General features: G+C 59.8%; 11 protein-coding genes. 7 read left to right on the forward strand and 4 right to left on the reverse strand.

Annotation, left to right across the window (positions count from 1 at the left end; genetic code table 11):
* The first annotated feature begins 51 nt into the window (after positions 1–51).
* Genes ASD02_RS23435 through ASD02_RS23465 form a run of 7 tightly spaced genes read left to right on the forward strand, consistent with a single transcriptional unit; the run spans position 52 to position 8,903 of the window.
* Positions 52–2,310, forward strand: a complete 2,259-nt coding sequence (locus ASD02_RS23435; protein ID WP_057221129.1) for a NosR/NirI family protein — start codon at positions 52–54, stop codon at positions 2,308–2,310.
* A 23-nt stretch (positions 2,311–2,333) separates the two neighbouring features.
* A complete protein-coding gene (nosZ, locus tag ASD02_RS23440; RefSeq protein ID WP_057221130.1) occupies positions 2,334–4,253 on the forward strand; it encodes a TAT-dependent nitrous-oxide reductase in 1,920 nt (639 codons plus the stop codon).
* A complete protein-coding gene (locus ASD02_RS23445) occupies positions 4,253–5,623 on the forward strand; it encodes a nitrous oxide reductase family maturation protein NosD (RefSeq protein ID WP_057221131.1) in 1,371 nt (456 codons plus the stop codon). The genes nosZ and ASD02_RS23445 overlap by 1 nt, the downstream gene beginning before the upstream one ends.
* Complete coding sequence (locus ASD02_RS23450) at positions 5,620–6,531, forward strand: ABC transporter ATP-binding protein (RefSeq protein ID WP_025430422.1); 912 nt, start codon at positions 5,620–5,622, stop codon at positions 6,529–6,531. Before ASD02_RS23445 ends, ASD02_RS23450 begins: the two co-directional genes overlap by 4 nt.
* Complete coding sequence (locus tag ASD02_RS23455) at positions 6,528–7,355, forward strand: ABC transporter permease (protein ID WP_057207023.1); 828 nt, start codon at positions 6,528–6,530, stop codon at positions 7,353–7,355. The genes ASD02_RS23450 and ASD02_RS23455 overlap by 4 nt, the downstream gene beginning before the upstream one ends.
* 26 nt (positions 7,356–7,381) lie before the next feature.
* Positions 7,382–7,906: a nitrous oxide reductase accessory protein NosL gene (locus ASD02_RS23460; RefSeq protein WP_113567887.1), complete on the forward strand. Its 525-nt coding sequence runs from the start codon at positions 7,382–7,384 to the stop codon at positions 7,904–7,906.
* The gene (locus tag ASD02_RS23465; RefSeq protein ID WP_057221133.1) at positions 7,899–8,903 is read left to right on the forward strand and encodes an FAD:protein FMN transferase; all 1,005 of its coding nucleotides are present in this window, start codon (positions 7,899–7,901) and stop codon (positions 8,901–8,903) included. Before ASD02_RS23460 ends, ASD02_RS23465 begins: the two co-directional genes overlap by 8 nt.
* A gap of 40 nt (positions 8,904–8,943) precedes the next feature.
* Here ASD02_RS23465 and ASD02_RS23470 read toward each other — a convergent pair whose 3' ends face one another.
* From ASD02_RS23470 to ASD02_RS23490, 4 genes are all read right to left on the reverse strand, one after another.
* Positions 8,944–9,303: a DUF6522 family protein gene (locus tag ASD02_RS23470; RefSeq protein WP_057221134.1), complete on the reverse strand. Its 360-nt coding sequence runs from the start codon at positions 9,301–9,303 to the stop codon at positions 8,944–8,946.
* A 25-nt stretch (positions 9,304–9,328) separates the two neighbouring features.
* Positions 9,329–9,535, reverse strand: a complete 207-nt coding sequence (locus ASD02_RS23475) for a hypothetical protein (RefSeq protein ID WP_144239243.1) — start codon at positions 9,533–9,535, stop codon at positions 9,329–9,331.
* A gap of 474 nt (positions 9,536–10,009) precedes the next feature.
* The gene (locus ASD02_RS38475) at positions 10,010–10,228 is read right to left on the reverse strand and encodes a hypothetical protein (RefSeq protein WP_057258482.1); all 219 of its coding nucleotides are present in this window, start codon (positions 10,226–10,228) and stop codon (positions 10,010–10,012) included.
* A 179-nt stretch (positions 10,229–10,407) separates the two neighbouring features.
* On the reverse strand, positions 10,408–12,609 hold the full coding sequence (locus ASD02_RS23490) for a tetratricopeptide repeat protein (protein WP_244494277.1): 2,202 nt from the start codon (positions 12,607–12,609) through the stop codon (positions 10,408–10,410).
* Between the last annotated feature and the right edge of the window lie 228 nt (positions 12,610–12,837).

The following is a 12,837-nucleotide window of genomic DNA, read 5'->3' on the forward strand; positions in this document are numbered from 1 at the left end:
AAGATGCCCGCCAATCCGAGCAGCCAGTCTGTCGGGACGGAACGACAAGAAATGCGCAACAACAACAAAAACCGCCACGGTCTCCGCTTGCTCTGCATGATGCTCGCGACGCTCCTTGTTTTGCTTGGAGCACACGGCGCCTATGCCGCCGGCGGGCTCGATGCCTATCTTTCAAAGATAGTGCCCGACGAGCTCTTTGCGGGTGCAGATCGCTTCGGCGCCACTGTCGGCGAACCACCGATCGCGCCAGTGTTTCGGGGTACCGAACTGCTCGGCTATGCCTATCTCAACTCGGATTTCACCAGCGCTATAGGCTACTCCGGCAAGCCCATTCACATCGCCGTCGGCATCGATCCAAACGGCGTCGTCAAGGGGATCAAGCTTGTCGATCACAAGGAACCGATCGTCCTGATCGGCATTCCGGAACGCAAGGTCGTTGCCGCCTTGAACGCCATCATCGGCCGTGACCTGGGTCGCGTTGCGAGGGGACAGGAGCGACCGCCACAGGTCGATATCGTCAGCGGCGCGACTGTCACTGTTCTGGTCATGGGCGACAGTGTTGTTCGTTCGGCCGTTCGCCTGATCCGCAGCAATCGCCTTGGTACCAAGGCGAGCGTCGCCCAAGAGCCTGCGCCTCCCGTCCGCAAGCTCGATCCGGCAATGAACGAGACCGCCGACTGGCAGAGCCTGCTCGGCGACGGCTCGATCCGCAGCCTTAGAATGACGGTCGGCGAAGTGTCGGATGCATTTCGCCAGGCCAATCAAACGACAGCGGCGGAACGGCCGGAAACAGTAACGCCCAACGACCGCTTCATCGACCTTTACACAGCGCCCGTGAGCGTTCCGGCCATCGGCAAAAGCCTGCTCGGTGAGGAAGGCTACGGTCGCCTTGTCAAACGCCTTAAACCCGGTCAGAGCGCATTGCTCGTCGCGGGCGATGGAGCCTATTCCTTCAAGGGTTCGGGCTATGTGCGCGGCGGCATCTTCGATCGGATTGAATTGCTCCAGGACGGCCAGGGCATGCGGTTTCGCGACCGCGACCACACGCGCCTGACATCGCTTGCAGCGCAAGGTGCGCCTCATCTTCGCGAGATCGCCCTTTTTGTCGTGTCGCCCGACTTCGCCTTCGATGTCACGGCACCATGGGAGGTACAGCTTCTGGTGCAGCGAAGCGCCGGTGGGCGAGACAAGGCGACATTGCCTTTCAACCTCGGCTACGCCCTGCCACAGAAGTATCTGGTTGCCGACACGCACCCGCTCGAGGTCAGCCCTTCTGACGGCATAGCGCCAATTGTTGACGAGGAAGCAGACGGCCAACCACTGTGGGTCAGCATCTGGCAGATGAACCGTGTCTCGGTCGCCCTCACCGCAACGGCACTTGTGTTTCTGACTGCGATCTTCTTCTTCCAGGACTGGCTCGTCCGACGCCCCATTCTGTTTGCCTGGATCCGCCGCGGTTTCCTTGTCTATGCACTTGTCTGGCTCGGCTGGTACGCCAATGCGCAGCTTTCAGTGGTCAATGTGCTGACGTTCACAAACGCCTTGATCACCGGCTTCCGCTGGGAGTTCTTCCTGTCGGCACCCCTCATCTTTTTGCTGTGGGCCGCCGTGGCGGCAGGACTTCTATTTTGGGGGCGTGGTCCGTTTTGCGGCTGGCTGTGCCCCTTCGGCGCCCTTCAGGAACTGACCAACGACATCGCGAAGTGGCTCAAGGTACCGCAGATCAAGGTTCCTTGGGGCCTTCACGAGCGTCTCTGGCCGATCAAGTACATCGTCTTTCTCGGCCTTTTCGGTCTGTCCTTCTATTCACTGGCGCTCGCCGAAGTCTTTGCCGAAATCGAGCCATTCAAGACCGCGATCGTCCTTAAATTCGCCCGTGAATGGCCCTTCGTCGTCTTTGCACTGACGCTATTGGCGGCCGGTCTTTTTATTGAGCGCTTCTACTGCCGTTACCTTTGCCCGCTTGGGGCAGCCCTCGCCATTCCAGGACGCATCCGCATGTTCGAATGGCTGAAGCGTTGGCCCGAATGCGGCTCGCCCTGCCAGCGCTGTGCCAAGGAATGTCCGGTTCAGTCGATCCACCCTGAAGGGCAGATCAATGTCAACGAGTGCATCTACTGCATGCACTGCCAGGAACTCTACCAGGACGATACGCGCTGTCCGCACATGATCCAGGTCCGGCTCAAGAGAGAAAAGTTTCAGGCCCTTTCGACCCCCACATCGCGAGGCGAAGCGCCAAGCAGGACGGCTGTTACGCACAAGGGAAAACCGATCGTGCGCGACGAGTCGCCGCCAGCCACACCCATCTGAAATCCACACAAGGAGAAATCGAAATGGCAACAGAAGACAAAGCAGTGCGCCTCAATCGACGTCAGCTTCTCGGCACGACGGCCGCGGCGGCTGTCGCCGGGGCGGCAGGTGTTGGTGGGGCGCTTGCCCTGTCCGGCACAACCGCATCACCGGCATTCGCACAAGGCACAGGCGGCTTGCCCTTCGAGGTAAAGCCAGGCGAGCTCGATGAATACTATGTCTTCTTCTCCGGCGGACACAGCGGCGAACTGCGCATTCTCGGATTGCCATCCATGCGCGAACTGATGCGTATCCCGGTCTTCAATCGCGACAGCGCCACCGGCTGGGGCCAGACCAATGAAAGCCGCAAGGTGCTCACCGAAGGACTTTTGCCCGAAACGAAAGCATACCTGGACGACAAGGGCGGCATCTATCTCAATGGTGACCTGCATCATCCGCACCCCTCATTCACGGAGGGAACCTATGACGGGCGCTACCTGTTTGCCAACGACAAGGCAAATACCCGCGTCTGCCGCATTCGCCTCGACGTGATGCGCTGCGACAAGATCATCCAATTGCCGAACCAGCATACGGTTCACGGTCTGCGCGTACAGAAATATCCCAAGACGGGCTATGTCTTCTGCAACGGTGAGGACCGTGTACCAGTGCCGAACGACGGCTCTGTCCTCGACGATCACAAGCAGTATCACGCCATATTCACTGCCGTGGACGGCGAGACCATGAAGGTCGCCTGGCAGGTCATGATCGACGGCAATCTCGACAATGTCGATGCCGACTACCAGGGCAAATATGCCTTCGCCACCTGCTACAATTCCGAAGAGGGCGTCAATCTTGCGGAGATGATGGCCAAGGACCAGGATTGGGTGGTTGTCTTTGACCTCAAGCGGATCGAGGAGGCCGTCGCAAAGGGCGAATTCAAGGAGATGGGTGGCGTCCCCGTCCTCGATGGTCGCCACGGCTCACCCTATACGCGCTACATCCCCGTATCGAACGGACCGCATGGAATGAACACTGCGCCTGACGGTATTCATATCGTCGCCAACGGCAAGCTCTCGCCCACTGTTACGGTCATGGATGTGCGCAAGTTCGACGACCTTTTCGCCGACAAGATCAAGCCGAGGGACACCGTTGTTGCCGAGCCGGAGCTTGGTCTCGGGCCGCTGCACACGGCCTATGACGGCAAGGGCAATGCCTATACCACGCTGTTCATCGACAGCCAGATCTGCAAATGGAACATCGACGACGCCAAACGAGCCTTTGCCGGCGAAAAAGTAGACCCGATCCGCCAGAAGCTTGATGTCCAATACCAGCCCGGACACAACCACACGTCCATGGGACAGACAAAAGACGCCGATGGCAAATGGCTGATCTCGCTGAACAAGTTCTCCAAGGACCGCTATTTGAACGTCGGTCCGTTGAAGCCGGAAAACGATCAGCTGATCGACATTTCGGGCGACCAGATGGTTCTGGTGCACGATAATCCTACCTTCGCCGAGCCGCATGACGCGACGATCGTCCACAATTCCAAGATCAATCCGGTGAGCGTCTGGAGCCGGGACGATGTCTTCTTTGCCGATGCCGTGGCTCAGGCAAAGAAGGACGGTATCGATCTTTTGATTGATTCCGAAGTCATTCGGGATGGCGACAAGGTGCGTGTCTATATGACTTCGGCGGCACCGGCCTTTGGCCTCGAAAGCTTCACGGTCAAGCAGGGCGACGAAGTAACCGTCTACGTCACCAACATCGATGAGGTGGAGGACCTGACGCACGGCTTCTCGATCATCAACTATGGCATCAACATGGAAGTGGCGCCCCAGGCGACAGCCTCCGTTACTTTCCGCGCCGATAAGCCCGGCGTGTGGTGGTACTACTGCTCCTGGTTCTGCCATGCGATGCACATGGAAATGAAGGGCCGCATGCTCGTCGAGCCGAAGAAGGCCTGATGCACGCGCGCACTCTCATGCTCGGTGTTTCGATGGCGGCGCTCTGCGCCGCCATCGGCACCGCTTGCGCTGCGACGATCCGTGTCGACGCTGATGCCAGGCTGCAAGATGTCATCGAAGCCGCAACGCCCGGCGACACGCTCATATTGCCACCGGCGCGCTTTCTGGGGCCAGTTACGATCGACAGCGCGATCTCGCTGATCGGCGAGCCTGGCGCGACCATTCTCGGTAGTGGCAAGGGCAGCGTCGTCACCATCAACGCCGCTGACACGATCCTGCGCGGGCTTCGGATCGAGGGTTCGGGCAGCAACCTTGAAACCATGGACTCCGGTGTTTTCGTTGCCGCGACGGCAAAAGGTGCATCCGTTGAAGACAACGAGATCATCGGCAATCTCTATGGCATCTACCTGCATGGCGCCGCCGGATCCCTGGCGCGCGGCAATCGCATTGTCGGGACGAAGGACAGGCGCTTCAGCGAAACCGGCAACGGCGTCACGGTCTGGAACGCTCCCGGGGCACGTGTCATCGACAACACTATCAGCTTCGGACGCGATGGGATCGCGACCAACGCCAGCAAACGCAACGTGTTCAACGGGAACAGGTTTGAGAACCTGCGCTTTGCCATCCACTACATGTACACCAACGACAGCGAGATCAGCGGCAACATCTCCACCGGCAATTCTGTCGGCTACGCCATCATGTTTTCAAGCCGCCTGAAGATCATCGGAAATGTCTCGGACGGCGATCGCGATCACGGCCTGCTCCTCAACTACGCCAACAGCTCCAAGATCACCGGGAACGTCGTGCGCGGGCGGCTTCAGAATTCCGACCGGTGGCTGGCGAGCGGTGGCGCCAAGGAAAAACCCGAACACGGGCTGCCGGCCGCGCAAGACACGTTTGCCGAGGGGACGACCGTCCGATTGGGGCCGGAAAAATGCGTCTTCATCTACAACGCCAACAAGAACCGCTTCCGCGGCAATGTCTTTGAGGGTTGCTCGATCGGCATTCACTTCACGGCGGGTTCGGAGGGCAATGCCCTGTCCGACAATGCCTTCATCAACAATCGAAACCAGGTCAAATATGTCGGCGCCCGGTATCTCGACTGGTCCGAAAATGGCCGCGGCAATTACTGGAGCGACAATCCGGCCTTCGATCTCAACAGTGACGGGGTCGGCGACAATCCCTACCGGCCGAACGACTTGATCGACCGGGTACTTTGGACCGCACCGCAGGCCAAGGTTCTGATCACAAGCCCGGCCGTTCAAGTCATTCGCTTTGCCCAGTCGCGCTTTCCGGCGCTGTTGCCGGGCGGCGTAATCGACAGCCATCCCCTGATGATGCGCCCGGACGACGAGGACCAGCAACCATGACACCTACGGTGAGCGTCACCAATGCAGGCAAGAACTATGGCAAGACGGAGGCTCTTCGAGACGTCTCTTTTGAGCTGGGTGCCGGTGAAACTATCGCCCTTGTCGGCCATAACGGCGCCGGCAAGACGACCTTGATCAAACTGATGCTCGGCCTTATCCGACCGACGACGGGCCGGGTCAGCGTCCTTGGCGAAGACCCGGCCTCAGGCGATTTCGGCGTTCGCGCAAGACTTGGCTATCTGCCTGAGAGCGTGTCCTTTCACCTCGCCCTGACCGGTCGGGAAACGCTTGCCTTTTATGCCCGCCTGAAGCGCGCTGACACGACCACTGCGACCGAACTTTTCGATCGCGTCGGCCTTTCCAGGGCGGCAGTCGACCGGCCGGTGCGAACCTATTCGAAGGGGATGCGCCAGCGTCTCGGCTTGGCCCAGGCTCTGCTCGGCGACCCACATGTCCTGCTTCTCGACGAACCCACGAGCGGGCTTGACCCGGCGCTGAGGCACAATTTTTACGAACTCATCGAGGCCTTGCGCGCCAAGGGAACGACGATCCTGCTTTCGTCGCACGCGCTGACGGAACTCGAGGGACGTGCCGATCGCGTCATCATCGTCAACGGTGGCAACAAGATCGCAGACGGCACCCTCGATGATCTTCGCAAGCTTGCAAGGCTGCCAACCCGCATTCGCGTGACCACCAAGGCTGGAAAGTCGCTTGAGGAGGAAATCGCGGGCCAGGTCGTCAAACACCACGACGGCGATCTCGAAATAGAGGTCAGGCAGGAGGACAAGCTCGCCGTCCTGCACCGTTTGAGCGCCGCCGCATTGGGGATTGCAAACCTCGTCGTCCTGGAGCCGACCCTCGACGAACTCTACGCACACTTCCTTCAGGGTCAAAAGGATAGCCGATGAACAACATCATGATCATTGCGCGCAAGGAGATCCAGGAGGGCATGCGCAACCGCTGGGTCGTGGCGACGACCCTTCTGCTGGCGGCTCTGGCGCTTACCTTGTCGTTCCTCGGTAGTGTGCCGACGGGCAATGTCGGTGCCAGCCGGCTTGATATCGTCGTCGTCAGCCTCTCGAGCCTGACCATTTTTCTTGTTCCGCTCATCGCGCTCCTGCTCTCGCACGATGCGATCGTCGGCGAAACCGAGCGTGGCACGATGTTGTTGTTGCTCAGTTATCCCATCGGCCGCAGGCAGATTCTCATTGGGAAGTTTACAGGTCACCTGACGATCCTGCTGTTTGCAACGCTTTGCGGCTATGGCGCTGCCGCCGTTGCACTTGCAGTCGTCGATGGCAACATAGCGCGCTCAAGCTGGCTTGCTTTCGCCTCCATGATCGGCTCGTCCGTCCTGTTGGGCGCGGTCTTCATCGCGATCGGCTACCTCGCAAGCACCGTTGCCAGCGAACGCAGCACTGCTGGCGGCATCGCAATCGCGGTGTGGCTGTTTTTCGTTTTAATCTATGACATGGCCCTGCTCGGGGCGCTTGTGGCAGGGCAAGGCCAGGCACTGCCGGCGGGCCTGCTCGATACCTTGCTGCTGCTCAATCCGACCGACGCCTATCGACTGCTCAATCTGGGCTCGGGCGACGCAGCATCGCTGTCGGGGATGGGTGGCGTGGCCGAGCAATCGGCACTCGGCAAGACCGGGCTCATCCTGGCGCTGGTGTCATGGACATTTGCGCCGCTTGCGGTAGCCACTGCGATATTCTCAAGGAGAGAGCTATGAAAACGCGCAACCTCGTCGCCGTGGCGATGAGTGCCTTCGTGCTGGTTGGATGTGCCGCCGAAGAAGCAGACAGCCCGCCTCTTCCATATTCACTGACCGACGACGCCATGGGGCGCTATTGCGGCATGAACGTGCTCGAACATCCCGGCCCGAAGGGTCAGGTCATCCTCAAGCAGATACCCGAACCGATCTGGTTTTCGTCGGCCCGCGACACAGTCGCCTTCACCTTGCTGCCAGAAGAACCAAAGGAGATCGCGGCTATCTACGTCTCTGACATGGGCAAGGCGCCGACATGGGAGAAGCCCGGAGCGGACAACTGGATCGACGCCAAAAGCGCCTTTTATGTCGTCGGCAGCAGATTGCGTGGCGGCATGGGGGCAGCCGAGGCCGTTCCCTTCTCCTCAAGGCAAGCTGCGCTCAGCTTCACCGAAAGGCATGGCGGTCAAATCGTCGGCTTTGCCAACATTCCGCAAGACTATGTGCTGGGAGCAGATGGGGCATCGCCTGCGTTGACCTCATTTTCCGAACCGACGGAGGCTAGTCATGACTAGGATTATTGGGCGGCGGCGTGCAATCGCTATCATCGGGGCGACCATAGGCCTGCCTCTGCTGCCATTACCCGGCGCAGCCAGAGCGGCCCTGCGTCCGGTCACGTGGAGTGGCCAGGCGCTTGGGGCATCGGCAACACTGATCCTTAACCATGAAGACGAAGCAGTGGCACGCCGACTGCTGGACAGAGTGGTTGTCGAAATCGACCGTCTGGAGGCGATATTCAGCCTCTACCGCAGTGATTCAGCCCTTTCGGTCTTGAACAGGATGGGCGCGCTCGTCGCCCCGCCGGCGGAACTGGTACATCTTCTTGAAATCTGCGGGTCCTTTCACAAAATGACCGGCGGCGCATTCGATCCGACGGTTCAACCGCTCTGGACGCTCTATGCCGATCATTTCGCCAAACCGTCCTCCGATCAGCGCGGTCCGTCGGCACGCGCAATCCGACAGGCATTGGCTTACGTCGACCTCACCCGTGTCCGGTTCAATGGTGACCGGATCGCGTTTGCAATGCCTGACATGGCTCTGACCCTGAACGGCATAGCACAGGGCTACATTACCGATCGCATCGTCGATCTGCTTCGTCAAAACGGCGTGGCGAGCAGCCTGGTCCATATGGGGGAAAGCCGGACGATCGGGGCCCGCGCAGATGGCAGCCCATGGCAGGTTGGGCTGGCGGCAAGCGACGTGGACGCTGCCGCAGACATCGTTTTACCGCTCGTCGACAGGGCGGTCGCGACGTCGGGCATTGCAGGCTTCAGCTTTGATGAGGCGGGACGCCTGTCGCATATTCTCGATCCCCGCACCGGCCTGACGATGCAGTCTTATCGGCGCGTGAGCGTTGTCGCCGATGACGCGGTCACAGCGGATGCGTTGTCGACAGCCTTCAGCCTCATGGAGCCGCAAGAGATAAAGGCCCTGATCGATACCCGGACCGATCTTGGCGCGGATCTTTTGAGCCAGGCAGGCGCTCGGAGATGCTTTGGTCTCGGCGCTTAACGAGGCCGACGCACCGGATGCCAAGACAACCTGACGCCTGTCAGCGACGCTGGCTTGCGTCCAGGTGACGCCGGCGCCAGTTCGCCAAGCGCTCGCGATCAAACGAAAAGACTTCGTCGATGACCGTTCCGTCGGCAGACACCGTCGCAGTCCAGCAGCGACCGCCACATCGCAGCGTTAGCCTGAACGTTCCAACGTGCTCGCCCTGACCGACCTCGACCTGGCTCTTGACCTCGCCTCGGCTCAGGCGGTTTTTCAACTCCGCCGGGGGCAGGCGGAGTGCCGATGACATCGTTGGCGCCGGCACGGAAAAATCGCCCTCTAGAGCGCCATTCGCAAATATCTCAAGCCGGGCCCGACATTGACGGCGTGTCGAGACGTTCTGGCATGCAAACAGCATCCAGCGATGATCTCAATGGCCACCCTCAAACGAGTGTCGTCGAGGTCGACAGGCGCGCGTCCGGCATGGTTCTCGCCCGTTCTGAGCGGTCGCGTAATCTCTCGAGGCGGTGCGCCAGAAGATCGAGTAACTGCCCGGCCTCAGCATTATACCCCGGCATGCAGGCGAACCACTCGGCGACCTCGATCGTGCAATCGCACAATGTCTCATCCCTCATCCCAAACTCGATCATGTCCTGCATCTCCGCCTAGTCCGTGAAGACGGTTTCTCCACGCGAGCTCGTCCATGTCCTTGGTAGGCGCAAAGCGGTGGGGCCTCTTTGCGCTGACGCAAGCGATCATCGTTCGACCACCCGAACGGCCTATGTCAGGACGACACCATGCCGCATGGCCGCGGATTTACAGCGCCGACCTCGTCGGCCTACTGCACGTTTCCTTAAATCCTATTCGATTTAAGGATAAAAACAGGCAGCCATTCAAAGTGCTACAGCGACCTTTGCGCGTCTAATAAGACGCGCGGCGCTGTAGGGAATGGCGAACCACAAAGCATCGGTGGGAAGACCATGTTTGCGACACTGCTTCCAGCCAGCATGTCCGAAGAGCTGATAAGGGCGGTCGTTCACGACTTCTACGGCCGCATCCGCCACGATCCCATGCTCGGGCCGATCTTCAACGCTCGCATTGGCGAGCATTGGAATCTGCACCTTTCAACGCTGGTCGACTTCTGGTCGTCGATAGCCCTGAAAACGGGTCGCTATGGCGGGAAGCCCCATGTCGCCCACCAGGGTCTCGATTTTGTTCCCGAGCATTTCAATCACTGGCTGGAAATCTTCGAAGGGAGTGTCGGCAAACATTGCAAGGGCGAGGCCGCAGCCTTCTTTCTCGACCGCGCGGGGCGCATCGCCGATGCAGACCGGCCTGAACATCGGACCGCATGCCATCAAGCTGCCGCTAGCCCACACCGCCGGGCAGGTTTAGAGAGCAAGTTGGCAATCCGCGACCAATGCTCGGTGACAACCGTCGTCAACCAAGCCTGGCCGGCATCCCGTCACGTCGCAAGAAGGCTAGCGCACGATCCGACCGCCACGAATGCAAAACTCAGAGCTTATCTACCATGCTCAACTGCATCCTTTAATTGCCTGATAAGTTCTGCAACTTGTAAATTGTCCGGCTGCAGACGGGCCAGGGCCTCTGCAAATTGGAGCGTCTCGGCATAACGGCGGAGTTTGAGACCGATCTGAATTGCCGTGCCGAGCAGACTGGCGTCCGTTGCTCCGCTTAGGGCAGCAGCATCGAAGAGCGCAAACGCCTGCTCCGTTCGCCCGACTGAATCCAGGGCAATCGCCGCTGTCGTCCTGTATCTGGAATTGACGGGATCCAGGCGCACGGCCGCGTTCAGTTCTTCTATCGCCTCCTCCATTGCCTTCTGACGCACAAGCGACAAGCCATGTCCGTAGCGAAGGTCGGCTCGATCCGGATCGGTTGCCACGGCTTCAGCGTAGGTCTGTTCGGATTTCTCGCCCTCCCCTGTTGCGCGGTAGAGTTCGGCGAGGTTGATGCGCGCGCCCGCAAGGGTTGGATCGAGATGGATCGCCTGACGGAGCGTCTTCTCCGCTTCCTCTGGACGTCCTTGTTCCAGTAGAAACGTTCCATAGGTGCTTTGTGTCTCGGCAACGTCAACGTTCGCTTGAACATACGCTTTCAAATCGGCCACCCCACGGTCGAAATCACGACGTCGATCACCGAGGAAGTCCAACGACTGCGTGCTTCCCAGTGCCCTGGCTGCAGCCACCCGCACTGCGCGTACGTCGTCGCTGACAAGTCCGCCGATGACATCGAGCCGATACTCCCGCGGCAGGCTGGCAGCAGCCTCGGCTGCCCCCAGACGCACCAGCGGATCCGGGCTCTCCGCCGCCGCCTTCACGTCTGCGGCGACGTCAGCTCCAGCGAGCCTGCTCATCTCAGCAATGGCGCTTCCTTTGACTATTCCAGCTTGTTTTTCGTCCCCGACAAATGCCCGCAAGGCTTCGATCGACGCAGCGTCGTTTTTCGCCGCGGCGGCGAACGCATGTGCGATCGTCGGCCGCTTGCGCCAGCCTGCACCAAACCAAGTATCCATGGTCTGCGATGCCCACTTGTTCGACCTACCGTCGTGGCACGACGTACAGGCGTTCGGCGTTCCGTACATGTCGGAAAGGTCTGGGCGCGGAATCACGAAAGAATGGTCACGCCGACGATCGACCTTCATGTATGTCCGCTCGGGCATATGGCAGTTGGCGCAGAGAGCGCCAGCGGAGCCTTCCGGATGATGCGTATGGGCTGGAGTGTCGAAAGCGCCGCCCGGATCAGTGCTGGCAAAGCGCTTTGGCGCATCCTGGGTGTGGCATTGGGTGCATAGCGCGTTTCCAACGGTCTTGACGCTGCCCTCATGCGGACGGTGGCAGTCGAAACACGTCACACCTGCTCTTGCCATCTTGCTCTGCTGGAACGATCCGTATTCGAAGACCTCATCCAGAATCTGTCCGTCCGGAAAGTAGAGATCGCTACGCAGCAACGCCGGGGAAAAATTGTCGAGAAAGGAGCTTCCCGGCTGATAGCCATCGACAAGCCGGGCGCGCCGCGCGTGGCAGGCAAAGCAAGTGTTCGCATCGACCTTCGACAGGCCGAGGCCCGCAGTTGCTGCCGTTTGAGCATTCCCGACCTTGGCTCTCGCCCATTCGACATGTTTTGCACCGCCGCCGTGGCAGGACTGGCAGCCGATGCTGGTCGCGACATAGGATGATTGATACTCGTCCGTCTGCGGCTGGAAGTTGGTCTGGGGATCGGTGGAATGACAGTCGATGCAGGTGCGGTTCCATCGATAGAACGGGCCTGTCCAGTGAAACGTCGAGCCAGGTTTCGCCGAGGAGCCTTCGCCGAGCCAGAACCATTTTTGCTTTTGCGTGTCCCAGGCGATGTCGAGAGCCTGCAGCTTGCCACCCCCAAGATCGACCAGGTACTGCTGCAGAGGCTCGTAGGCAAACGTGTACTTCACCTCGAAGTCCGCCGGTTTGCCGTCAGGCCCTTCGGTGCTAACGAAGAAGCGGCCATCCCGGCGGGAAAAAACTGCCTTGACGCTGTTCCATTCGAACTGGGTATTGTTGAAATCGGCGAGCACCGACTTCTCGTTGGCAAGAGCCATCGCCTTCGCATGGTGGGATTTCGCGAATGCGGCGGCTTGACCAGCGTGGCAGGAAGCACACGCCTTCTCATCTACAAAGCCATCGTGAATTTCGATCTGCGGGTCCGCGGCAGGCGGCACAGCCATTTCCGCCGTAGCGGCGGTGGCGAACACCGATAATCCGCAAGTCAGCAGTGCCGTCCGAAAAACAGCAGCTAGACAGAATGCAATCTTCAATCTCACGCCTCCCACTACTCCAAAAATGATCAGGACGCACGGAGCGGCGCAGCCGAAGCATCGGCGAAGGAACGAACTGAGGTAACCTTGGTCTGTAATGCCTGGCATTTTTCTCGGGACCAATTGCTCTTCTGTTTA

It is taken from the genome of Ensifer sp. Root1252 (genome assembly GCF_001425885.1).
Lineage (GTDB): Bacteria > Pseudomonadota > Alphaproteobacteria > Rhizobiales > Rhizobiaceae > Ensifer > Ensifer canadensis.

Excerpts from the sequence above, each read along its gene's own strand:
- ASD02_RS23490 (WP_244494277.1), bottom strand. The coding sequence starts at position 12,609 with ATGGCTGTGCCGCCTGCCGCGGACCCGCAGATCGAAATTCACGATGGC.
- ASD02_RS23455 (WP_057207023.1), top strand. The coding sequence starts at position 6,528 with ATGAACAACATCATGATCATTGCGCGCAAGGAGATCCAGGAGGGCATG.
- ASD02_RS23445 (WP_057221131.1), top strand. The coding sequence starts at position 4,253 with ATGCACGCGCGCACTCTCATGCTCGGTGTTTCGATGGCGGCGCTCTGC.
- ASD02_RS23470 (WP_057221134.1), bottom strand. The coding sequence starts at position 9,303 with ATGCTGTTTGCATGCCAGAACGTCTCGACACGCCGTCAATGTCGGGCC.
- nosZ (WP_057221130.1), top strand. The coding sequence starts at position 2,334 with ATGGCAACAGAAGACAAAGCAGTGCGCCTCAATCGACGTCAGCTTCTC.
- ASD02_RS38475 (WP_057258482.1), bottom strand. The coding sequence starts at position 10,228 with ATGTTCAGGCCGGTCTGCATCGGCGATGCGCCCCGCGCGGTCGAGAAA.
- ASD02_RS23450 (WP_025430422.1), top strand. The coding sequence starts at position 5,620 with ATGACACCTACGGTGAGCGTCACCAATGCAGGCAAGAACTATGGCAAG.
- ASD02_RS23460 (WP_113567887.1), top strand. The coding sequence starts at position 7,382 with ATGAGTGCCTTCGTGCTGGTTGGATGTGCCGCCGAAGAAGCAGACAGC.
- ASD02_RS23465 (WP_057221133.1), top strand. The coding sequence starts at position 7,899 with ATGACTAGGATTATTGGGCGGCGGCGTGCAATCGCTATCATCGGGGCG.
- ASD02_RS23435 (WP_057221129.1), top strand. The coding sequence starts at position 52 with ATGCGCAACAACAACAAAAACCGCCACGGTCTCCGCTTGCTCTGCATG.
- ASD02_RS23475 (WP_144239243.1), bottom strand. The coding sequence starts at position 9,535 with ATGATCGAGTTTGGGATGAGGGATGAGACATTGTGCGATTGCACGATC.